Source organism: Streptomyces sp. NPDC059906 (genome assembly GCF_042730645.1).
GTDB classification, from domain to species: Bacteria; Actinomycetota; Actinomycetes; order Streptomycetales; family Streptomycetaceae; genus Streptomyces; species Streptomyces rubrogriseus.
This window is the reverse complement of the sequence record NZ_JBHWKU010000004.1, coordinates 405505-426373: the sequence shown is the minus strand read 5'-3', so window position 1 is coordinate 426373 and position 20869 is coordinate 405505. Positions and strand designations below refer to the sequence as shown.

Here is a 20869-nt window from a genome sequence, read left to right as displayed (position 1 = left end):
TGGGGGACATTCCCACGACGGTATGAATCTCCGACCGGAGGGGAACCCTCCGCCGCCCCGCCGCGTACAGGGGCGGCCGGGCGCGGTCAGCCGGCCACGCCGTGGCGCACGGCCCACAGGGCGGCCTGGGTGCGGTCCGCGAGGTCGAGTTTCATCAGGATGTTCGAGACGTGGGTCTTCACCGTCTTCTCGGAGAGGACCAGCGCACGCGCGATCTCCCGGTTGGAGCGGCCGTCCGCTATCAGGCCCAGCACCTCGCGCTCCCGCTCCGTGAGGGACCCCGCCCTGCCCGGCCCGGAGCTGCTCTCCTCCTGGCTCAGGAGGGCGCCCGCGACCTCGGGCTGGAGCAGGATGTGCCCGGCGTGGACGGAGCGGATGGCGCCGGCCAGCGCGTCGGGGTCGACGTCCTTGTACACGTATCCGGCCGCGCCCGCCCGCAGGGCCGGGACCACGGTGCGCTGCTCGGTGAAGCTGGTGACGACCAGCACGCGCGCGTGGTTGTCCAGTTCGCGGAGTCTGCGCAGCGCGTCGACGCCGTCCATGCCCGGCATCTTGACGTCCATGAGGATCACGTCGGGCTTCAGCTCCTGGGCGCGGTCGACGCCCTCGGCGCCGTCCGCGGCCTCGCCGACCACCTCGATGTCGTCCTGTACCTCCAGGAAGGTGCGCAGTCCCCGGCGCACCACTTGGTGGTCGTCGACGAGCAGCACCTTGATTGCGTCAGCCACCGGGAACCTCCATCTCGATCGTGGTGCCCTCGCCGGGCGCGGACCGCACGGTCAGCCGGCCGCCGGTGCCGTTCGCCCGGTCCCGCATCGAGACCAGGCCCAGGTGGCGTCCGGCGCGGCGCACCGTGCGGGGGTCGAAGCCGCCGCCGTCGTCGGTGACGCGCAGGACGGTTCCGGTGCCCTGCCGGTGCAGGGTCACGTCGACGCGTTCCGCCCCGGAGTGGCGCAGGGCGTTGTGCAGTGCCTCCTGGGCCACGCGCAGCATCGCCTCCTCCTGGGCGGCCGGCAGGGCCTTGACGCCGTGGCCGGTGAAGGTGACGCTGGCGGCGTGGGCCCGGTCGAGGACCTGGATCTGGGTGCGCAGGGTGGCGACCAGGCCGTCCTCCTCCAGGGCGGCGGGGCGCAGCTCGACGACGGCGGCGCGCAGCTCGTCGGCGGCCTCGGCGGCCAGGGTGGCGACCTGGTGCAGCTCGCCCTTGGCGCGCGCGGGGTCGCGGTCGACCAGGGCGGTGGCGGCCTGGGCGGTCAGGCGCAGGGAGAAGAGCTTCTGGCTGACCGCGTCGTGCAGCTCGTGGGCGAGGCGGGAGCGCTCCTCGGCGATGGTGAGTTCGCGGCTGCGCTCGTACAGGCGCGCGTTGGTGAGGGCGATGGCGGCGTGCTGGGCGAGGATGCCGAGCAGTTCCTCGTCGTCCTGGGTGAAGCCGCAGGTGCCTTCCGGCTTCGGACACGGGGGGTGTGGGGGGTCTCCCCCCACAGGGCGCAGCTTGTTGGCCAGGAACAGGGCCCCGAGCACCTCGTCGCCGTCGCGGATCGGCAGGCCCAGGAAGTCGACCAGGTCGGGGTGGGCGGAGGGCCAGCCGCCGAAGCGGGGGTCCTTGCGGACGTCGCCGAGGCGTTCGGGGGTGGCCTCGTGGAGCATCGCGGCGAGGATGCCGTGCTGGCGCGGCAGCGGGCCGATGGCCTTCCACTGCTCGTCGCTCACGCCGTCGACCACGAACTGGGCGAAGCCGCCGTGGTCGTCGGGGACGCCGAGGGCGGCGTACTGGGCGTCGAGCAGCTCGCGGGCCGAGGCGACGATCGTCTTGAGGACGTCGCGCACCTCGAGGTGCCTGCTCATGGCCAGCAGCGCGGAACTCACCGCGGTGAGGCCGGACCGGGGGCCGTGGGTCATGTCCTCACGGTACCCGCGGCGGGTGGGGGCGGGATCGGCCCGGTGACGGGCGTCGCCTAGGGCGGTGGGACTAGGTCCGGGGTCCCGTCCGCCCGGCCTAGGGCGAAGGGCCCTCGGAGGTTGGGGCCGGTGCCCGAGGCGGGCGGCGGCGGCCGGTTCCTACGTTGAGGATCACGCCGGACGGACGGACGGCGGGGACGACGAAGGGGACGTGTGTCATGCCGGTTGCGATCATCACGGGGGCGTCCAAGGGGCTGGGCCGGGCACTCGCCGAGGCCCTGGCGGCACGGGGGTGGGACCTGGTGCTGGACGCGAGGAGTCCCGAGGTCCTCAAGGAGGCGGCGAGGGGGCTGGAGGTGTACGGCACGCGCGTGTCGGCGTTGCCCGGCGACGTCACCGACTCCTGGCACCGGACGGGGCTGGTGGCGCAGGCCCGGCGGCTGGGCGGCGTGGATCTGCTGGTCAGCAACGCCAGCGCGCTGGGCGCCGAGCCGCTGGTGCGGCTGGCGGAGCTGCCCCTGGAGGGTCTGCGGCGGGCTCTGGAGGTGAACGTGGTGGCCGCGCTGGGCCTGGTCCGTGAGGCGCTGCCGCTGCTGCGGGAGGCCCCTGCGGGCGCGGTGATGACGATCAGCTCCGACGCGGCCGCCGAGGCGTACGAGACGTGGGGCGGCTACGGGGCGTCCAAGGCGGCCCTGGACCAGCTGGCGGCGGTGCTGGGGGCCGAGGAGCCGGGCCTGCGGGTCTGGGCGGTCGATCCGGGGGACATGGCCACGGACCTGTACGCGGCGGCCGTGCCGGACGACGAGGATCCGCGGCCGGACCCGGCGAGTGTCGTGCCGGGGCTGCTGCGGCTGCTGGACGGGCGTCCGGCGAGCGGGCGCTACGGGGCTGTGGCGCTGCTGGAGGCACGGTGATGTCGCCACTGGCGGTGCGGGTCCCGGAGGAGCTGTCGGCCCGGGTGCCGGCCGAGCAGCGGGGACCGGGGCTCGACCGGGACGACGTACGGCTGCTGGTGTCGCGGGGCACCGAGGTGTCGCACCACGGGTTCGCCGCGCTGCCGGGGCTGCTGCGGGCCGGTGATCTGCTGGTGGTGAACACCTCGCCCACGCTGGCGGCCGCCGTGGACGGCCGGGTCGGGCACGCGCGCGTGGTGGTGCACTTCTCCACGCGCGGGGACGACGGCCGGTGGGCGGTGGAGCTGCGGGAACCGGACGGGAGGGGCACTACGCGCGCGCGTGCGGAAGCAGCGGACGTGACGGGCCTCCCGCGCGCGCGTGCGGAGAGTGTGGAGGCACGCGGGTGCGGTGGTCCGGCGGGGACGAAGGTGCGGCTGCCCGGTGGGGCCCGGCTGGTGCTGGAGGAGCCGCTGAGTGCGCGCGGGGAGCGGTTGTGGTGGGCGCGGGTGTCGGGGGCGGAGGTGCCCGCGCTGCTGCGGGAGCACGGGCGGCCCATTCGCTACTCCTATACGGAGCGGGACCAGCCGCTGTCCGTCTACCAGACGGTGTTCGCGCTGCCGTACGCGGACGGGGCGGGCAGTGCGGAGATGCCGAGCGCGGGGCGGCCGTTCACGGCGCGGCTGGTGGCGGAGCTGGTGAGCCGCGGGGTGCAGTTCGCGCCGGTGACGCTGCACACGGGGGTGGCCTCGGCGGAGGCGCACGAGCCGCCTTATCCGGAGCGGTTCGCGGTGCCTCAGGCGTCGGCGCGGCTGATCAACGCCGTGCGCGCCGGTGACGGGCGGGTGGTGGCGGTGGGGACGACGGCCGTACGGGCGGTGGAGTCGGCGGCCGGGGCCGACGGGGTCGTGCGGGCGCGGGCCGGGTGGACCGATCTGGTGGTGACGCCGGAGCGCGGGGTGCGGGTGGTGGACGGCCTGCTGACGGGCTTGCACGAGCCCGAGGCCTCGCATCTGCTGATGCTGGCGGCGGTGGCGGGGCGGGCGGCGATCGACCGCGGGTACGAGGCCGCGGTGCGGCGGCGCTACCTGTGGCACGAGTTCGGGGACGTCCATCTCCTCCTGCCGTAGGAGGGCGGCGCACACCCACTCACACATCGCATTGCTTCAGCAACTAGCAGTAAGAAAGGTGGGGGGTCGATGTGAGCCCGCGCATAGGGCGCACGTCACGTACGAAGGGGAGTAGGAGAACGACTCGTCCGTTTTGAGCGGGGCAGATGGTCCAATCTGCCCCGCTTTGCCGTTCCCTGATCCACTACCCGGCTTCGTACGTCACACCTTTGCCTCCGGATTTTGCGGCCGCTAAGAATTGCTCTCGTCGCTCAGCGCCGTGGGTTCTCCCCCGCGGCGTTTGTGCCGGAAGCACCAACTGTCCCCACCGGACGAGAGCGACCTCCGCGCTATTCGAAGAGGTCTATCCCGCCATGCTCAAGAACATCCTTCCCCGTGGTCGCAGTCGTTCCCTGAACCGCACCCAGAAGGCCGCGATCGCCGGTGTCGGCGCGCTCGGCGCCGCCGCCGTCGCCCTCACCGCCGTCCCGGCCAGCGGCCAGACGACGACCACGAGCGAGGCCGCTCCGACGGCCAAGGTGGCGTACAGCACCAAGCAGATCCAGGACGTGCACGCCGGTGTCACCGGCCAGCTCGCCGGCGCGAGCCAGAAGGTCGCCGCCATCGAGGCCAAGAAGGAGGCGGCCGCCAAGAAGGCGACCGCCGAGAAGAAGGCGACCGCCAAGAAGGCCGCCGCCAAGCGTGAGGCCAAGGAGACCACCAGCCGCTCCGCGCAGCGCACCGAGGTCAAGAAGGCCGCGCCGAAGTCCTACCCGAACAACCTCGACGGCTGGATCCGCGAGGCCCGGGCCATCATGAAGAAGCACGGCATCCCCGGAACCTACGAGGGCATCCACCGCAACATCATGCGGGAGTCCTCCGGCAACCCGCGGGCCATCAACGACTGGGACATCAACGCCATCAACGGCATCCCGTCGAAGGGCCTGCTCCAGGTCATCCCGCCGACGTTCGCGGCCTACCACGTCCCCGGCACCTCGAAGAACATCTACGACCCGGTCGCCAACATCGTCGCCGCGTGCAACTACGCCGCGGACAAGTACGGCACCATGGACAACGTCGACAGCGCGTACTGAGGTCGGCGCGGACCTCTTCACGACGTCGCCGACGCCGCACCCACCGTACGCCGAAGGGCGGCACCCTCCTGACGGGGTGCCGCCCTTCGGGGCGTGCGGGCCGGGTCGTGGGGCCCGCCGGATGCCGGCCTACTTGCGCATGACCTCGGGCTCGTGCCGCCGCAGGAAGCGGGCGACGAAGAAGCCGCAGATCACGCCGAGGACGATCAGCGCGACCATGTCCATGCCCCAGGCGCCGACGGTGTGCTCCCACAGCGGGTCGGCCTCGGCGCCCTTCTCGGGCGGACTGATCTTGTTGAAGTCCAGCGTGGCTCCGGCCGCGGCGACCGCCCAGCGCGAGGGCATCAGGTACGAGAACTGGTTGACGCCGACCGCGCCGTTCAGGGCGAAGAGGCAGCCGGTGAAGACGACCTGGATGATCGCGAACATCACCAGCAGCGGCATGGTCTTCTCGGCGGTCTTCACCAGCGAGGAGATCACCAGGCCGAACATCATCGAGGTGAAGCCGAGGGCCATGATCGGCAGGGACAGCTCGACCAGCGTCAGCCCCCCGAGGACCAGCCCCTCCTCCGGGATCTCGCGGCTGGCGAAGCCGATCACGCCGACCAGCAGGCCCTGGAACACCGTGATCAGACCGAGCACGAAGACCTTGGACATCAGGTACGCGGACCGGGACAGGCCGGTCGCGCGTTCCCGCTCGTAGATCACCCGTTCCTTGATCAGCTCTCGGACCGAGTTCGCGGCACCCGCGAAGCAGGCGCCGACCGCGAGGATCAGCAGGACCGTGGTGGCGGTGCCGTTCGGGATGATCCGGCCGGTCTGCGGGTTCGCGGGGTTGGGCAGCAGGCCCTTGTCCGCGTCGATGAGCAGGCTCACCGCGCCCAGCACGGCCGGCAGGATCACCATCAGGGCCAGGAAGCCCTTGTCGGAGGCGATCACCGACGTGTAGCGCCGCACCAGCGTGACGAACTGCGACATCCAGCCCTGCGGCTTCGGCGGCTTCATCGCCTGCATCGACGGCACCTGTACGGACTGCGGCGCGACGGCGTCGAGGTCCGCGGCGTACATCTGGTAGTGCTGCGAGCCCTTCCAGCGGCCCGCCCAGTCGTAGTCGCGGTAGTTCTCGAAGGCGGAGAAGACGTCGGCCCAGGTGTCGTAGCCGAAGAAGTTCAGCGCCTCCTCGGGCGGCCCGAAGTAGGCCACGGAACCACCCGGCGCCATCACGAGCAGCTTGTCGCAGGTCGCCAGCTCGGCCACCGAGTGGGTGACGACGAGGACGGTGCGGCCGTCGTCGGCCAGGCCGCGCAGCAGCTGCATGACGTCGCGGTCCATGCCCGGGTCGAGGCCGGAGGTCGGCTCGTCCAGGAAGATCAGCGACGGCTTGGTCAGCAGCTCCAGGGCGACGGACACGCGCTTGCGCTGACCGCCGGACAGGGACGTGACCTTCTTGTCCTTGTGGATGTCCAGCTTCAGCTCGCGCAGCACCTCGTCTATACGGGCGTCGCGCTCCGCGGCCGTGGTGTCGGCCGGGAAGCGGAGCTTCGCCGCGTACTTGAGCGCCTTCTTGACGGTCAGCTCCTTGTGCAGGATGTCGTCCTGCGGGACCAGACCGATGCGCTGGCGCAGCTCGGCGAACTGCTTGTACAGGTTCCGGTTGTCGTAGAGGACCTCGCCCTGGTCGGCGGGCCGGTAGCCGGTGAGCGCCTTGAGCAGGGTCGACTTGCCGGAACCCGACGGACCGATGACCGCGATCAGCGACTTCTCGGGCACGCCGAAGGAGACGTCCTTGAGGATCTGCTTGCCGCCGTCGACCGTGACGGTCAGGTGCCGGGCGGAGAAGGAGACCTCACCGGTGTCGACGAACTCCTCGAGCCGGTCGCCGACGATCTGGAACGTCGAGTGGCCGACACCGACGATGTCGGTCGGGCCGAGCAGCTGGGAGCCGCCCTTGGCGATCGGCTGGCCGTTGACGTACGTGCCGTTGTGCGAGCCGAGGTCGCGGATCTCCATGCGCCCGTCGGGCGTCGAGTGGAACTCCGCGTGGTTGCGGGAGACCTGGAGGTCGGAGACGACCAGGTCGTTCTCCAGGGCACGGCCGATGCGCATGACGCGGCCGAGCGAGAACTGGTGGAACGTGGTCGGGCTGCGGTCCCCGTGGGCCGGTGGCGCCCCCGCCGCGCCGCCTGGTCCCTGCTGCTGGGGGAAGTGCGGCGCGACCTGCTGCGGCTGCGGCGCGACCTGCTGCGGCGGCTGTTGCTGCTGCCAGCCGGCCTGCTGGGCCTGGTACTGCTGCCTGTGCTGCGGTGCCTGCTGCGGCGGCGCCTGCTGCTTGAACGGCTCCTGCACGGGCGGCGCCTGCTGGGCCCAGCCCGCGTTCGCGCCCTGCGCGGCGTACGGCTGCTGCTGTTGCTGTTGCTGTTGCTGTTGCGGCTGGACCTGCGGCGCGCCGGCCGGGGCCTGGGCGCCGGTCAGGCTCACGCGTGGCCCGTCGGTCGCGTTGCCCAGGTTCAGCACCGCGCCGGCGCCGAGCTCCGTCTGCTGGACCCGCTGCCCGTGCACGAACGTGCCGTTGGTGCTGCCGTGGTCCTCGACCACCCAACTGCGGCCGTTGAAACTGATCGTGGCATGCCGCCAGGAGACCCTGGCGTCGTCGAAAACAAGCTCCCCCTGCGGATCGCGTCCTAGCGCGTATGACCGGGACGGATCGAGCGTCCAGGTCCGTCCATTGGATTCCAGTACGAGTTCCGGCACTCCATGCCCCACTGAGTTGTCCCCCGATGTGCTCCCGTCGCGGGGAGTCTAGGGATGTCGAACATCGGGGGGAACTATTTCAGGCTCGGGGCCCTGACCGAAAGTCGGGCCTTGTGAAAAGTGCGTAGGCACCCTTCGGCCGTTCCCGTTGACGGGGTTGAAACCTGCCCGGAGAGTGGTATTCCACGCGAGGGGGACATGCGCGGCAACTTGACCGCGCAGCGGATCGGGGGGTCTGCCATGAGCGCGTCCACGAGCGTCGGAACCGAGGGCTACGGCACCCGTGTGCCGTGGGGCGACGTACTGCTGTCCGCGATCGCCTCCGTGAGCTGGGCATTGATCGGCATGGCGGGAACGGCGGCGCTCGGCCTGCATCTGCTGGACGCGGACGCGGCGGGCTCGCTCGGGCCGATGACCGCGGCGGTCGTGGCGCTCGGGGCGGGTGGTTCGGTCACACCGGCCGGCGATGTGTCCGCGTTCGGTCTGAAAGGGGCCGAGGCGCACACGGCCATCGAGATCACGCCACTGGGGGTGGGACTGGTCGGTGCGCTGTTCCTGTCGTTCTTCTTCCTGCGGTCCCTGCGCGCGGCCGCAGTTGTCGTCGCCCCCGCCGAACTCCTGGCGCGCGCGGGCGCGGTGGTCGCGCTGTTCGTGGCGATGACGGGCGGACTGGCCTGGGCGGGTCACGACGTCGTCACGATCGACGGCGCCTCGCTCGGGCTCGACGACCTGCCCGGCGGGGGCGGGAGCGGCGGGCTGGAGATTCCGGGGCTCGGTGACGTGGGCGACATCGGCGGGCTGCTGCCCGACCGGGTCGGTGACCTGGTGGACGCCCGGGCCGCCGTCGGGTTCACCGTCGACACCGCGCCCACGTTGCTGGGCGGTCTCCTCTGGTCCGCGGGGGTGCTGCTGATCGCGTTGCTGGCCTCGCGCCGCACTCCGCTGCCGCGCGGGTGCGGGGCCCTGCACCGGGTGGTGCGGCCGGCCGTGTCCGCCCTGGTCACGGTGGCGCTGACGGCGGTGGCGGCCGGTCTCGCGGCGGCGGCGTACGCGGCGATCGGCGACGACCATCCCCGGCGGATCGCGGGGGCCGCGCTGCTGGGCGCGCCGAACGGCGTCTGGCTCGGCGTCCCGCTCGGCCTGTCCGTGCCGTGGGACGGGCGGGCCACCGGTCAGCTGGTCGGGGTGCTCCCCGCTCCCCTCGACGACCTGCTCGGCTCCGGCGCCGAAAGGCCGGTCACGCTCGGGCGGCTGGCGGAGCTGGACGGACGGGTATGGCTGCTGGGGGTGGCCGCGGCGCTGATGATGCTGCTGGCCGGGGTGCTGACGGCGGTGCGGACACCGGTGGCGCCCGGCGGCGCCGCACGTCCCCTCGCCTTCGCCGGGCGCTGTGCGCTGCGGCTGGGCATCGCCACGGCGGTGACGCTGCCGCTGTCGGCACGGCTCACGGAGGTCTCCGTGGACGCCTCCCTGTCGGTGTTCGGCATCGACGCCTTCGGCGCGGGCATCGACCTGCACGGACACCTCGGTGCTGCCCTGCTGCTGGGTGCCGTCTGGGGCGCGGGTGCGGGGGCCGCGGGGGCGCTGCTGGCGCGGGTGAGCGGGGCTGCGGGGGCCCGGGCGACGGGCTTGGCACTCAGTGCCGGGGCGGTGCCGGGGGCGGTGACGGCGGCCGTGACGGGGAGCGCGGTCGCGGGCGGTCCGCCGTATGCGGGCTCGTCCTCCGGGCCGTACCGGCCGAGTACGCCGCACCGGCCGCCCGGTCCGGACACCAACCCCTACCTGCGGTGGCGGGAGGGGCCGTGGTCCGGGGACGCCCCGGCGCCGGGCGCGGGAGAAGCCCTGGGTGAGCCCGAGGACGCCCGTCCGGCGGGAAGGGCTCCGGCGAGGCGCGACGCCGGGCTGCCGCCGGGGCCCGGCCATACGGCGTCGGGGGCACAGCCGCCCGCAGGCCCGGGGCAGGGGCAGGGGCAGGCACAGCGGGGAGGGAGTGGCGCGGGCCATGAGGGCGACGGCCCCGGGTGGTACGGCACCGACGCGGGCCGGGAGGACGACAGCCCCGGACGGTACGGCGCCGACGCGGGCCGGGAGGACGACAGCCCCGGACGGTACGGCACCGACGCAGGCCAGGAGGACGACAGCCCCGGACGGTACGGCACCGACGCAGGCCCGGAGGACGACAGCCCCGGACGGTACGGCACCGACGCAGGCCGGGAGGACGGCGGGGCGGGTCCCTGGTCCGACGAGGTGCGCCCGGAGGACGGCGGGGCGGGTCCCTGGTCCGACGACGACGTGTACGGCGCTCCTACGGTGGCCGGGCCGCTGGAGCCGCGCCCGGGGAAGCCGCCGCGACGCCCGCGGCGGCCGGGAGAACGGCCACCGTCCCGGCCCTGGGGCGAGGGCCCTCCGCCACCTCCGCCCCCACCCCCCGCGCCGCCCCGGCGCCCCCGGGACGGGCAGTGAGCCCCCGTGTTCCGGCGCCGGGCAGGCGCAGGCTTCGCCTCCGCGCCCGGGCAGGCTCCGCAGCGCCACGCGGGCGCGCGGTGGGGCCGTAGGACCGGCTCCGGCGGTGCGGGCCGCCCGGACGGAGGACGACGACCCGGCTCGCTCGGCGGTCTCCGCGCGTCCGAAGCGCCCCGCCACAGCCACCGGGGCGAAGTCCCGGCCCCCGCCGGGCTGCTCACGTCCTTCCCTCCGTGGCTCATGTCCGCCAGTCGGACCTCGGGGGCGGGCGGCACCGGGTGCCGGATACGGTGGGAGCACCATGAGCGCTTCGCAGACCTCTGACGTTCCCACTCTCCTCGTCAAGATCTTCGGCAAGGACCGGCCAGGCATCACGGCCGGCCTGTTCGACACTCTCGCCGCGTACTCGGTCGATGTCGTCGACATCGAGCAAGTCGTCACCCGTGGCCGGATCGTGCTGTGCGCGCTCGTGACCGAGCCGCCCCGTGGTCTGGAGGGCGATCTGCGGGCGACCGTCCACAGTTGGGCGGAGTCGCTGAAGCTGCAGGCGGAGATCATCTCCGGCATCGGCGACAACCGGCCGCGCGGATTCGGCCGCTCGCTGGTCACGGTGCTCGGGCACCCGCTCACCGCGGAGGCCACCGCCGCCATAGCGGCCCGGATCACCGAGTCCGGGAGCAACATCGACCGTATCTTCCGGCTGGCCAAGTACCCGGTGACCGCCGTCGAGTTCGCGGTCTCCGGCGTTGAGACCGAACCGCTGCGCACGGCGCTGGCCACCGAGGCCGCGGCGCTCGGCGTGGACATCGCGGTCGTCGCGGCGGGGCTGCACCGCCGGGCGCAGCGCCTGGTCGTGATGGACGTGGACTCCACGCTGATCCAGGACGAGGTCATCGAGCTGTTCGCCGCGCACGCCGGCTGCGAGGACGAGGTCGCCGAGGTGACGGCGGCCGCGATGCGCGGGGAGCTGGACTTCGAGCAGTCGCTGCACGCCCGCGTCGCCCTGCTGGCGGGGCTGGACGCCTCGGTGGTGGACAAGGTGCGTGCCGAGGTGCGGCTGACGCCGGGTGCCCGCACCCTGATCCGCACGCTGAAACGGCTCGGCTACCAGGTGGGGGTCGTCTCCGGCGGCTTCACCCAGGTCACCGACGCCTTGCAGGAGCAGCTGGGACTGGACTTCGCGCAGGCCAACACGCTGGAGATCGTCGACGGCAGGCTGACCGGGCGGGTCACCGGGGAGATCGTGGACCGGGCGGGCAAGGCGCGGCTGCTGCGCCGGTTCGCCGCCGCGGCGGGCGTACCGCTGTCGCAGACCGTGGCGATCGGTGACGGTGCCAACGACCTGGACATGCTGAACGCGGCCGGGCTCGGGGTCGCCTTCAACGCCAAGCCGGTGGTACGCGAGGCGGCGCACACCGCGGTGAACGTCCCCTTCCTCGACACGGTGCTCTATCTGCTGGGCATCACCCGCGAGGAGGTCGAGGCCGCGGACACGCTGGCCGACGATCTCGGCGACGGCCTCGGTCGGGCCCCGCGGCCCTGACCCCGGGGACGCCCGGCACGCCGAGGGCCCGGACCGCGAGGGTGCCGGGCCCTGTCACGCGGGGGCGGCGGGTCAGTCGGTCGGCGCCCAGTAGTCGACCAGGGCGGCCCGGCCGGGCTCCACGTCCTTCCAGGAGCCCGTGAAGGTGAGGACGGCGAAGGCGGCGGTCGGGAAGCCCCGGCGGTTGATCCGCTCGCGGACCTCGTCCCCGGCCGAGCCGGCCAGGATCTCGGTCAGCGCCTCCATGCCCGGGTTGTGGCCGATCACCAGCACGTTCCGCAGGTCGTCGGGGGTCTCGTTGAGCACGGCGATCAGCTCGCCGGGCGAGGCCTCGTAGATCCGCTCCTCGTAGACGGTCTTCGGCCGGTGCGGGAACTCCTGGACGGCGAGCTTCCAGGTCTCGCGGGTCCGGGCGGAGGTGGAGCACAGGGCCTGGTCGAAGGGCACGCCGGTATCCGCGAGCCGACGCCCGGCCTCCGCGGCGTCCATGCGGCCCCGGTCGGCGAGCGGCCGCTCGTGGTCGGTCACCTGTGGCCAGTCGGCTTTCGCATGCCGGAAGAGAACAATCCTGCGGGGTTCTGCGACGCTCATGTCTTCCAGCTTCGCATGAAACAGGCCATGGGGCTCTGGGAGTTGACAGGCGGGCTCGCCGCGGGACGCGTGCGGGAGCCTGCGGTCGGCGCTCAGCGCGCGGTCAGCTGCTCCAGCCGCTCCAGCAGGTGGGCCGTCGCGGGCTGCTCCGCGGCCGCCTGGGCGTCGGCGGGATTGAGTATCAGCAGGAGCAGCGCGACGAAGGCGAGCACGGGCAGGGCGAGGGCCCACCAGGGCAGCCGGGTGTCCACGCCGCCCCGGGTCGCCTGGGGAGGCCGGGTGTAGGTAGGGGCCGACATGAGTGCCTCCGCTGGTCTTCGGGCGTCCCTGGTCCGTGCTCCGCGGCCCGCCGGTGGCGGGCACATCTCGAAGTTACGGAATCCGCGGGGTCCAACCCATCCGGAGGTCCACCCACTTGACCCTGACCCTCACCCCCTAAGGGATGGGGGGTTAACCCCACCACCCGGTCGCGGGAGGCGGGGTCACGGCGAGGCGATCGTCGCGATGATGCCGATGATCACGAAGATCGCGAGGAAGGAGCCGAAGACGATCAGCATCTTCTTCTGGCCGTTCTGGGGATTCGGATCGAGGACTGGCATGGGGCAAGTCTCGCATCCCCCGCGCGGTCCGCTCCCGGCGGGCCGCCCGCGGGGACCCGCGGGCCTCGCGCGCCGCGCGGCCGGGTCAGCGGCCCGCCTCGTCCTCCACGGTGCGGTCGCGTCCCGCCAGGACGCCCACCACGATCTGCGGCACCATCAGCGCGCTCATCAGCGCGATCGGCAGCCCCCAGCCCCCGCTGTGCTGGTAGAGCACGCCCACCAGGAGCGGACCCGGGATGGAGATCAGGTAGCCGGTGCTCTGCGCGAAGGCGGACAGCTGGGCGACGCCCGCCCCGGTCCTGGCCCGCATCCCGACCATGGTCAGCGCCAGCGGGAAGGCGCAGTTGGAGACGCCGAGCAGCAGGGCCCAGACCCAGGCGCCGCCGACCGGCGCGAGGTACAGACCGGCGTATCCGGCGAGCCCGCACACGCCCAGGACCACCACGATCGGACCCTGGTGGGGCAGGCGGGTCGCCACCCGGGGGATGACGAAGGCGAGCGGCACGCCCATCACCATGATCACGGCGAGCAGCAGCCCGGCGGTGCCGGCCGAGACGCCCGAGTCCCGGAAGATCTGCGCCATCCACCCCATGGTGATGTAGGCGGCCGTGGCCTGGAGGCCGAAGAAGACGGCGAGCGCCCAGGCCGTACGGCTGCGGGTGATCCGCAGCGGGGGCTGTTCCGCGGGCTTCTCGGCGGACGGCTCGCCCTCCGGCCGCGGCGTGGACGGCGCCGTGGTGCCGGGAGCCTTCCGGTTCCGCACGAAGGGGATCCACGGCAGCACGGCCAGCGCGGGCAGCACGGCCCAGACGGCGAGGCCGGGCCGCCAGTGACCGCCCAGCGCGTCGGTCAGGGGCACGGTCGCCGCCGCGGCGACGGAGGTGCCGAAGGCGAGGGCCATCGAGTAGAGGCCGGTCATGGAACCGACGCGGTCGGGGAAGTAGCGCTTGACGATGACCGGCATCAGGACGTTGCTGACGGCGATGCCCATCAGTGCCAGGGCGGTGGCGGCCAGGAAGCCGCCCGTGCCGCCGGCGTACGGGCGGATCAGCAGGCCCGCGGTGATGGCGACCATGCCGGCGCAGACCACCGCGCCGGGTCCGAAGCGGCGGGCCAGCCTGGGGGCGGTGACCCCGAAGACGGCGAAGCAGAGCGGGGGCACGGAGGTGAGCAGTCCGGCGATGCTGCCGCTCATGCCGAGCCCGTCGCGGACCTCCTCCAGGAGGGCGCCCAGGCTCGTGATGGCGGGGCGCAGGTTCACCGCGGCCAGGACGATGCCGAGGATGAGCAGACGGGTCGTCCAGGTCGTCCACGCGTGCGTGGCGGACGCCTCGCCGGGTACCTCGGACACACCGCCGCCCACGGCACGCCCCTGCGTGCGCGTCTCCGTACCCGTGTCCGTGCGCGTCTCCGTACGTGTCTCCGTACGTGTCTCCGTCCGGGTTTCGTCACTAGCCATGAGACCCATCATAGAATCATGGGATGATTGATTGTCCACTCGCTCGTCCCCTCGTGTGCGAAGGTGAGCCATGCCGCTGAGCCATCCCCGTCGTTCGGCACTGTCCGAGCAGGTCATCGCGGCACTGCGGCAGCAGATCGCCTCGGGCGAGTGGCCGGTCGGCTCCCGCATCCCCACCGAACCCGAGCTGGTCGAGCAGCTCGGTGTCGCCCGGAACACGGTCCGTGAGGCGGTCCGCGCGCTGGCCCACAACGGCCTGCTGGACATCCGCCAGGGATCGGGCACGTACGTCGTGGCGACCAGCGAACTGGCCGGCGTGATGCAGCGCCGCTTCGCCGACGCCGACCCCCGGCACATCGCCGAGCTGCGGTCCACGCTGGAGTCCGCCGCCGCGCGACTGGCCGCCGAGCGGCGCACGGAGAAGGACCTCAAGCAGATCGACGGCCTGCTGCTGCGCCGGGAGGAGGCCTGGGAGTCGGGTGACGCGGAGGCGTTCGTGTCGGCGGACGCCACGTTCCACCTGGCGGTCGTGGCGGCCTCGCACAACAACGTGATGACGGCGATGTACGCGGACCTGGGCGAGGTGATGCGGGACTGGCTGCGTGGCGACGTGGGCGAGGGCATGTCCCCGGCCATGCACATGGATCACGCCCGGCTGGTGGACGCGATCCGCGCGGGCGACGCGGCGACGGCGGCCGAGGAGGCTGCGGCCTATCCGTTCGTGTGCCGGCCCGCGCTGTTCACTCCGCCCGCGGACCACTGATCCACGCCGCTCCGGTGGGGTGGGCGCGCCTGCCGTGACTACGCGAGGGCCCGCACCCCGTACGGGATGCGGGCCCTCGGGCGTGGCGTCCGCTCAGGCGCCGATGGCGTGCAGACCGCCGTCGACGTGGATGATCTCGCCCGTGGTCTTCGGGAACCAGTCGCTCAGCAGCGCGACGATGCCGCGGCCGGCCGGCTCCGGGTCCTTCAGGTCCCACTCCAGGGGGGAACGGCTGTCCCACACGGCGGCCAGGTCACTGAAGCCCGGGATGGACTTGGCGGCCATGGAGCCGAGCGGGCCCGCCGAGACCAGGTTGCAGCGGATGTTCTGCTTGCCCAGGTCACGGGCCATGTAGCGGCTGGTTGCCTCCAGCGCGGCCTTGGCCGGGCCCATCCAGTCGTACTGCGGCCAGGCGTACTGCGCGTCGAAGGTGAGGCCGACGACCGAGCCGCCGTTCTGCATCAGCGGCAGGCAGGCCGTGGTCAGCGACTTCAGGGAGAACGCCGAGACGTGCATCGCGGTGGCGACGGACTCGAACGGCGTGTTGAGGAAGTTGCCGCCGAGCGCGTCCTGCGGCGCGAACCCGATGGAGTGCACGACACCGTCGAGGCCGCCCAGTTCCTCGCCCACTACGTCGGCGAGCCGGCCGAGGTGCTCGTCGTTGGTGACGTCCAGCTCGATGACCTTGGTGGGCCTGGGCAGCTTCTTGGCGATGCGCTCGGTCAGGGTGGGCCGCGGGAAAGCGGTGAGGATGACCTCGGCGCCCTGCTCCTGGGCCAGCTTCGCGGCGTGGAAGGCGATGGAGGACTCCGTCAGCACGCCGGTGATCAGGACGCGCTTGCCCTCGAGAATTCCGCTCATGGTGATCAGTGACCCATTCCCAGTCCGCCGTCAACGGGAATGACGGCTCCAGTGATGTACGAGGCGTCGTCCGAGGCGAGGAACCGCACCGTCGCGGCGATCTCCTCGGGCCGCGCGTACCGCCCCAGCGGCACCTGCGACACGATGTTCGCCCGCTGCTCGTCGGTGAGCACCTTGGTCATGTCGGTGTCGACGAAGCCCGGCGCGACGACGTTGAAGGTGATGTTGCGCGATCCCAGCTCACGGGCGAGGGAGCGCGCGAAGCCGACCAGACCGGCCTTGGAGGCGGCGTAGTTCGCCTGCCCCGCGGAGCCGAGGAGCCCGACCACCGACGAGATGAGGACGACGCGGCCCTTCTTGGCGCGCAGCATGGCGCGGTTGGAGCGCTTGACGACGCGGAAGGTGCCGGTGAGGTTGGTCTCGACGACGGAGGTGAAGTCCTCCTCCGACATGCGCATCAGGAGCTGGTCCTTGGTGACGCCGGCGTTGGCGATCAGGACCTCGACGGGACCGTGCGTCTCCTCGATCTCCTTGTAGGCCTGCTCCACCTGCTCGGTGTCGGTGATGTCGCACTTGACGGCCAGGAAGCCCTCCGGCGGCTCACCCGAGCGGTACGTGATCGCGACCTTGTCGCCGGCGTCGGCGAAAGCGCGGGCGATGGCGAGGCCGATGCCCCGGTTTCCTCCGGTGACGAGAACCGAGCGGCTCATCGGATCACCCTTTCGATAGCGGTCTGGCGCACCCGCCCGGTCACCCGTACGGCGGACGGCGACAGCAGGCGGCTTCCTCGAAAATCTATCGGTCCCCCGACTCCGCCAAAGACTCGGGCACCCACAGTGGCTTACGGGGCTGTCTGTCGGGTCCCTACAGAACCGGTGCCGCTTCAGCCTTCCGTGCCGGGCGCGTGTGCGGGCAGGCCCTCCGCGCGGGCGGTCTCCAGCATCCTGCGGTCGTAGGTCACCAGGGCGGTCAGGTCGTCCCGCAGCGAGAGTGCGCTGGCCACATGGATCGCGTCCAGTGTCGGCAGCCGCCCGACGAGCAGCGCCGCGCCGTCGCGCACCTCTCGGGTGAGGAGGATCTCGGTGACCCTGGCATGGAGATCGTCCATGGTCTTGGGAAAGGGCCCGACGAGATCCAGAGTCCGTACGGTCCCGACGAAACCGAGCGTGCTGGTGGCGAGCGCCTCCGTGGCCCGCTGCTGCAAGAAGGCATCCAACGCGGCCCGGTGATTGCGCCGCGTCATCCACGTGACCAGCGCGGACGTGTCCATGCAGATCAACGCTCGTCCTCTTCGCGCTCGGCGAGCAGCAACGCCAGCGGGTCGATGTCCTCCGTGACCTCGTAGTGCGGCATGCCGTGCCGGTCGGCGGCCGTGACCGGCTTCAACTTGATCTTCCCCTGTGCCACCAGGTGTGCGTACCGCTCCATGGGACTGCCGGCCGGAGACAGTATCGCGATCACGTTGCCGTGCCGGGTGACCTCGATGGCCTCGCCCTTCTCATCGCAGAGTACGGGGGCGACGGCCGCGGTCGGACTCGGTCCAGGCCGACCGGGGCGTGCGCCGTGCCGACCGGCTGGAGACGCAGCTCGTCCTCCGCGCCCTGGCAGGCGAGGACCGCCCACACGAGGGTGAGCCGTTGCCGCTCCGTCCTGGCACCGACTCGAGCGGAGCGACCTGCGCCTGGGCACCGCCGAGGCCGAGCAGGTCCTGCGCCGGTCTACCCGGGGAGGGCCGAAGCACCCGACGTACCGGGCGATCGAGGAACTGGGCCGGAACCCGTACGGCCGGTTCGAGCTGGGCATGAACAGCCGTCTCGATCTGGACCTGTCCGTTCGGGCGACGGTGCCCGGCCCGCGTACCCCGGGCGGGGAAGCAGCCGCAGCGCCGACGTGACACCCGCGTTCAGGGCGGCACGCAGGGTGCGGCCGCGCTATGCCCGGGTTCTCCAGCGGGGGGCTGGTGAGCCCTTATGTCGAGGCGTCGAGATGGCTGCGGATCTGTGCGATGACGACGGAGACGAGCTGGTCGAACTGGGTGTCCGCGGTGGGGATGGGGAGCGCGGCGGCTTGGCGCAGGGCAGGGATGTCCAGATCGGTGTGGGCCGCCAGCCATGTGTCGGGGATGAGCGTGCCGCGGTCCGTCGTGGCGTGCGCGGAGGGGCGGTCGACCACGAGCGCGAAAGAGAGCATGAGCAGGGAGAGGTGGCGGTGTACCTCCAGGGCGGCCGGGAGGCCGATGCCGATGCCGTGCAGGAGTTGGAGGAAGCGGTCGAGGTTGAGCAGGCGGTTGGGGTGCACGGAGGTGGGGGGCGCGTCCTCGTCGAGGGAGACCAGCAGGGCGCGCGGCCAGCGCCGGTACAGCTCGCGCATGGACCGCGCGTAACCGGCGACGGATTCCTCCCAGGCGGTGGGGCTCAGGGGAGGGGAGGTCCAGGAGTCGAGCATGAGCCCGAGGGCGAGATCGACGACGTCCTGGCGGTCCTCGACGTAGTTGTACAGAGCCCGCACGGTCACACCGAGTTCAGCGGCCAGGGCGCGCATGGTGACGGAACGGAACCCCCGCGTACCAGCCATCTCCAGTGCCTTGGCGGCGATGGCCTCCCGGGTGAGGACAGGGCGGCCCTTGCGTGTCGTGGGACGGCGGCGGGAGGCGGCAGGCATGGCGCCATCGTACGGCCCTCCGGCTGAACTTCACACATGTTGACTTTTAGCGTCGGGAGCCCGCAGGCTGACGGCACCGCCCGTGCCCGCCTGGAGGTCGTATTCCGCATGGCAGCTCAGAAGTCCCGCCGTTTCCCGCCCGTGAGCGGGGTCCTCGTGCTGGTGATGGCCTCCACGGGGCTGGTCGTCGTCGACCTCACGATCGTGGCCATCGGACTCCCGCTGATCAGCGCCGATGTCGCGGACGGGGATTCAGCGGAGTCGGTAGTGGTGACCTACATGGTCGCGATGGGGGCACTGACCCAGGCGGCCGGAAGCCTTTCGGACCGCTGGGGGCGGCGGTCTCTGTTCCTGGCCGGGATCGCCGTGTTCACTCTGGCCTCACTGGCCGCGACGTTGGCGCAGGACCTGTGGTGGCTGAACGCCGCCCGGGTGGTCCAGGGCTGCGGAGCCGCGGTGATCATGGTGAACGGCATTCCGCTGATCTCGGACCGCTACACCGGCGAGGAGCGCAATCTCGCCATCGGCGCCTGGGGATCGTTCGCGACCGCGGCCGGGCTCCTCGCCCCGACTCTCGGTGGAGTTCTGATCGACGCCTTCGGGTGGCGTGCGGTTTTCGCGATCAACCTCCCGCTCGGCGCAGCGGCCTGGGCGCTGGCCGCCCGCGTGCTGCCGCCCACCTCCCCCGCACCCTCCTCGACCGGGCGGCCGGACTGGCCCGGAAGCCTGCTGCTCATGCTCGGCCTCGGTACGGCGACCCTGCTCATGCTCCGCCCCGGCGACACACCATGGGCAGGCCAGGACACCGCCGCACTGCTCACCGCCTGCCTGGCACTGGCTGCCTTCCTGGTCCTCCAACTCCGCGTACCCATGCCGACACTGGAGCTACGGATGTTCACCCGGCCCGCGTTCTGCGGCGCGATGCTGGCCGTCCTCCTCTCCCGCGTCCTGACCATCGGAGGCTCGGTCTACCTGGTGCTGTACCTGTCGGACGGGCTGGGCCTGAGCCCCACCTCGGCGGGACTGCTGATGACGCCGATATTCCTCGCGCAGATCGCCACCGGCATGGTCGGCTCCAAGCTGCTCAGCCACTGGGCCCCCGGCCTGGTGATCGGCTCCGGCTACTTACTCAAGGGCGTCGGCTTCACGGCCCTGGCACTGCTGATCACACCCAGCACACCGTGGTGGGCGCTGCTCGGGCCGCTGCTGGCCTGGGGCGCCGGCGGCGGAATCGCCGGCGCCCCCGTGATGGCCGTGGCGGTCCGGGTGACCGAACCCGAGCGGGTCGGCATGGTCGCCGGGACCGTCTCCACCCTCGCCTCCCTCGGCGCCGGCGTCGGCACCGCGGCACTCGGCGCGATCTTCACCCTTCACGACGGCACCGGTACAGGCAGTCAGGCAGTCGCAGACGGCACCCGGGCTGTCCTCACGGTCTCCGCCGTACTTGCGTTCATCGCAGTACTCACCACACTCGTCCTCATTCATCCGCACCGCGTCCCTCGCCCCGACCGAAGCCAGGAACCCGCCCGGTGACCATGAATCCCGCCCGCTACCGAGCCCGCTCCGACGCCGGGATCTGACACCTGCAACACGGCACCCGCACCTCGCATGAACGACCCTTTGCGCGAGCAAGATCAAGAACGGGGCGCCGGACCTTGGTGATCGCGGATCGGTTCTCGGAACCCGTTCTCACCCAAGAGTGAGACGGACCCCCTTCTGAGACTTGCATGGTGCAAAATCCGGGGTCATGACGGACCCTCACGACCTCTCCGTGTCCGGCCTGTCGGATGCGGACGACGTCGAACGACGGCCCTGCCCGAAGTGCGACGCACAGCCGGGCTCGCCGTACCGCTCGTGCTCCGGTGCGGTCGCCTCCGCCTACCACACCGGCCGCAAGTACGGCGGCCGGCCGCCGGTCATCACCGACGACATGCTGCACACCGTCCTCCGTCGCAGGGCTCTTGGCGAGTCCGTCGAGCAGATCCAGCCCGATCTGATCATCCCCACGGGCAAGCGCGAGGCGTATCCCGAGGCCGTCGAGGCGGCCCACGCCGACTTCGCCGCCCTTCGACAACGCGACCGCAGCCCCGTGTAGTTACTGAGAGCTGCACGCCACCTGGCCGTAGCTGTACGAGATCAGGGCCGGGTCGGTCGGCCCCCTTGATCACATACGTTCGCTTGGT

At 72.0% G+C, this 20869-nt stretch carries 20 protein-coding genes; 8 read left to right on the top strand and 12 right to left on the bottom strand.

Translation table 11 applies throughout. The features are described 5' to 3' along the window. Positions 1-86: 86 nt before the first annotated feature. Both ACFV9J_RS09650 and ACFV9J_RS09645 read right to left on the bottom strand, forming a co-directional pair. Positions 87-728 (bottom strand): response regulator, encoded by a 642-nt coding sequence (locus ACFV9J_RS09650; protein WP_385352187.1) that lies wholly within the window; start codon positions 726-728, stop codon positions 87-89. Then, on the bottom strand, positions 721-1899 hold the full coding sequence (locus ACFV9J_RS09645) for a GAF domain-containing sensor histidine kinase (protein WP_385352186.1): 1179 nt from the start codon (positions 1897-1899) through the stop codon (positions 721-723). The genes ACFV9J_RS09650 and ACFV9J_RS09645 overlap by 8 nt, the downstream gene beginning before the upstream one ends. A gap of 218 nt (positions 1900-2117) precedes the next feature. Here ACFV9J_RS09645 and ACFV9J_RS09640 point away from each other — a divergent pair, with 218 nt between their 5' ends. The 3 genes from ACFV9J_RS09640 to ACFV9J_RS09630 all read left to right on the top strand — a co-directional run bounded on the left by ACFV9J_RS09640 (position 2118) and on the right by ACFV9J_RS09630 (position 4995). Next, positions 2118-2813, top strand: coding sequence for an SDR family NAD(P)-dependent oxidoreductase (locus ACFV9J_RS09640; protein WP_385352184.1), 696 nt, complete (start codon positions 2118-2120; stop codon positions 2811-2813). Further along, a complete protein-coding gene (locus ACFV9J_RS09635) occupies positions 2813-3922 on the top strand; it encodes an S-adenosylmethionine:tRNA ribosyltransferase-isomerase (RefSeq protein ID WP_385352182.1) in 1110 nt (369 codons plus the stop codon). Before ACFV9J_RS09640 ends, ACFV9J_RS09635 begins: the two co-directional genes overlap by 1 nt. 353 nt (positions 3923-4275) lie before the next feature. Then, positions 4276-4995, top strand: coding sequence for a transglycosylase SLT domain-containing protein (locus ACFV9J_RS09630; protein ID WP_385352180.1), 720 nt, complete (start codon positions 4276-4278; stop codon positions 4993-4995). 129 nt (positions 4996-5124) lie between these two features. On the opposite strand, the gene ACFV9J_RS09625 is transcribed toward ACFV9J_RS09630, so the two are convergent. Next, positions 5125-7746 carry an FHA domain-containing protein gene (locus ACFV9J_RS09625; RefSeq protein WP_385352178.1) on the bottom strand — a complete coding sequence of 874 codons (2622 nt, stop codon included), beginning with the start codon at positions 7744-7746 and terminating at the stop codon, positions 5125-5127. 240 nt (positions 7747-7986) lie between these two features. On the opposite strand from ACFV9J_RS09625, the gene ACFV9J_RS09620 reads away from it, so the two are divergent. Next, entirely contained in the window at positions 7987-10209 is a 2223-nt protein-coding gene (locus ACFV9J_RS09620; protein ID WP_385352176.1) for a streptophobe family protein, read from the top strand. Positions 10210-10510: 301 nt separating this feature from the next. Continuing rightward, the gene (gene serB / locus ACFV9J_RS09615; protein ID WP_385352174.1) at positions 10511-11752 is read left to right on the top strand and encodes a phosphoserine phosphatase SerB; all 1242 of its coding nucleotides are present in this window, start codon (positions 10511-10513) and stop codon (positions 11750-11752) included. Between the two features lie 72 nt (positions 11753-11824). Here serB and ACFV9J_RS09610 read toward each other — a convergent pair whose 3' ends face one another. The 4 genes from ACFV9J_RS09610 to ACFV9J_RS09595 form a co-directional block, all read right to left on the bottom strand. Further along, positions 11825-12343 carry a SixA phosphatase family protein gene (locus ACFV9J_RS09610; protein ID WP_385352172.1) on the bottom strand — a complete coding sequence of 173 codons (519 nt, stop codon included), beginning with the start codon at positions 12341-12343 and terminating at the stop codon, positions 11825-11827. Positions 12344-12435: 92 nt separating this feature from the next. Continuing rightward, positions 12436-12642: a hypothetical protein gene (locus ACFV9J_RS09605; RefSeq protein ID WP_385352170.1), complete on the bottom strand. Its 207-nt coding sequence runs from the start codon at positions 12640-12642 to the stop codon at positions 12436-12438. Between the two features lie 183 nt (positions 12643-12825). Next, positions 12826-12942 carry an SGM_5486 family transporter-associated protein gene (locus tag ACFV9J_RS09600; protein ID WP_352348489.1) on the bottom strand — a complete coding sequence of 39 codons (117 nt, stop codon included), beginning with the start codon at positions 12940-12942 and terminating at the stop codon, positions 12826-12828. A gap of 85 nt (positions 12943-13027) precedes the next feature. Beyond that, the gene (locus ACFV9J_RS09595; RefSeq protein ID WP_385352168.1) at positions 13028-14413 is read right to left on the bottom strand and encodes a CynX/NimT family MFS transporter; all 1386 of its coding nucleotides are present in this window, start codon (positions 14411-14413) and stop codon (positions 13028-13030) included. Between the two features lie 58 nt (positions 14414-14471). Here ACFV9J_RS09595 and ACFV9J_RS09590 point away from each other — a divergent pair, with 58 nt between their 5' ends. Next, positions 14472-15164, top strand: coding sequence for a FadR/GntR family transcriptional regulator (locus ACFV9J_RS09590; RefSeq protein WP_385352166.1), 693 nt, complete (start codon positions 14472-14474; stop codon positions 15162-15164). A 93-nt stretch (positions 15165-15257) separates the two neighbouring features. Here ACFV9J_RS09590 and fabI read toward each other — a convergent pair whose 3' ends face one another. From fabI to ACFV9J_RS09565, 5 genes are all read right to left on the bottom strand, one after another. Next, on the bottom strand, positions 15258-16025 hold the full coding sequence (fabI, locus tag ACFV9J_RS09585) for an enoyl-ACP reductase FabI (RefSeq protein ID WP_385352164.1): 768 nt from the start codon (positions 16023-16025) through the stop codon (positions 15258-15260). Between the two features lie 5 nt (positions 16026-16030). Beyond that, the gene (fabG, locus tag ACFV9J_RS09580; RefSeq protein WP_385352162.1) at positions 16031-16735 is read right to left on the bottom strand and encodes a 3-oxoacyl-[acyl-carrier-protein] reductase; all 705 of its coding nucleotides are present in this window, start codon (positions 16733-16735) and stop codon (positions 16031-16033) included. A 173-nt stretch (positions 16736-16908) separates the two neighbouring features. Then, the gene (locus ACFV9J_RS09575) at positions 16909-17295 is read right to left on the bottom strand and encodes a PIN domain-containing protein (protein WP_385352160.1); all 387 of its coding nucleotides are present in this window, start codon (positions 17293-17295) and stop codon (positions 16909-16911) included. A 5-nt stretch (positions 17296-17300) separates the two neighbouring features. After that, positions 17301-17432 (bottom strand): hypothetical protein, encoded by a 132-nt coding sequence (locus ACFV9J_RS09570; RefSeq protein ID WP_385352158.1) that lies wholly within the window; start codon positions 17430-17432, stop codon positions 17301-17303. A 561-nt stretch (positions 17433-17993) separates the two neighbouring features. Beyond that, the gene (locus ACFV9J_RS09565; protein ID WP_385352156.1) at positions 17994-18686 is read right to left on the bottom strand and encodes a TetR/AcrR family transcriptional regulator; all 693 of its coding nucleotides are present in this window, start codon (positions 18684-18686) and stop codon (positions 17994-17996) included. 108 nt (positions 18687-18794) lie between these two features. On the opposite strand from ACFV9J_RS09565, the gene ACFV9J_RS09560 reads away from it, so the two are divergent. Both ACFV9J_RS09560 and ACFV9J_RS09555 read left to right on the top strand, forming a co-directional pair. Next, entirely contained in the window at positions 18795-20219 is a 1425-nt protein-coding gene (locus ACFV9J_RS09560; RefSeq protein WP_385352154.1) for an MFS transporter, read from the top strand. 214 nt (positions 20220-20433) lie between these two features. Next, positions 20434-20781: a hypothetical protein gene (locus ACFV9J_RS09555; protein ID WP_385352152.1), complete on the top strand. Its 348-nt coding sequence runs from the start codon at positions 20434-20436 to the stop codon at positions 20779-20781. Positions 20782-20869: the final 88 nt, after the last annotated feature.

Bases quoted from the DNA above. Each gene is read 5' to 3' on its own strand.
- ACFV9J_RS09565 (WP_385352156.1), bottom strand. From the start codon at position 18,686: ATGCCTGCCGCCTCCCGCCGCCGTCCCACGACACGCAAGGGCCGCCCT.
- ACFV9J_RS09595 (WP_385352168.1), bottom strand. From the start codon at position 14,413: ATGATGGGTCTCATGGCTAGTGACGAAACCCGGACGGAGACACGTACG.
- fabI (WP_385352164.1), bottom strand. From the start codon at position 16,025: ATGAGCGGAATTCTCGAGGGCAAGCGCGTCCTGATCACCGGCGTGCTG.
- ACFV9J_RS09635 (WP_385352182.1), top strand. From the start codon at position 2,813: ATGTCGCCACTGGCGGTGCGGGTCCCGGAGGAGCTGTCGGCCCGGGTG.
- ACFV9J_RS09555 (WP_385352152.1), top strand. From the start codon at position 20,434: ATGACGGACCCTCACGACCTCTCCGTGTCCGGCCTGTCGGATGCGGAC.
- ACFV9J_RS09600 (WP_352348489.1), bottom strand. From the start codon at position 12,942: ATGCCAGTCCTCGATCCGAATCCCCAGAACGGCCAGAAGAAGATGCTG.
- ACFV9J_RS09590 (WP_385352166.1), top strand. From the start codon at position 14,472: ATGCCGCTGAGCCATCCCCGTCGTTCGGCACTGTCCGAGCAGGTCATC.
- ACFV9J_RS09610 (WP_385352172.1), bottom strand. From the start codon at position 12,343: ATGAGCGTCGCAGAACCCCGCAGGATTGTTCTCTTCCGGCATGCGAAA.
- ACFV9J_RS09645 (WP_385352186.1), bottom strand. From the start codon at position 1,899: ATGACCCACGGCCCCCGGTCCGGCCTCACCGCGGTGAGTTCCGCGCTG.
- serB (WP_385352174.1), top strand. From the start codon at position 10,511: ATGAGCGCTTCGCAGACCTCTGACGTTCCCACTCTCCTCGTCAAGATC.
- ACFV9J_RS09605 (WP_385352170.1), bottom strand. From the start codon at position 12,642: ATGTCGGCCCCTACCTACACCCGGCCTCCCCAGGCGACCCGGGGCGGC.
- ACFV9J_RS09640 (WP_385352184.1), top strand. From the start codon at position 2,118: ATGCCGGTTGCGATCATCACGGGGGCGTCCAAGGGGCTGGGCCGGGCA.
- ACFV9J_RS09620 (WP_385352176.1), top strand. From the start codon at position 7,987: ATGAGCGCGTCCACGAGCGTCGGAACCGAGGGCTACGGCACCCGTGTG.
- ACFV9J_RS09630 (WP_385352180.1), top strand. From the start codon at position 4,276: ATGCTCAAGAACATCCTTCCCCGTGGTCGCAGTCGTTCCCTGAACCGC.
- ACFV9J_RS09575 (WP_385352160.1), bottom strand. From the start codon at position 17,295: ATGGACACGTCCGCGCTGGTCACGTGGATGACGCGGCGCAATCACCGG.
- ACFV9J_RS09560 (WP_385352154.1), top strand. From the start codon at position 18,795: ATGGCAGCTCAGAAGTCCCGCCGTTTCCCGCCCGTGAGCGGGGTCCTC.
- fabG (WP_385352162.1), bottom strand. From the start codon at position 16,735: ATGAGCCGCTCGGTTCTCGTCACCGGAGGAAACCGGGGCATCGGCCTC.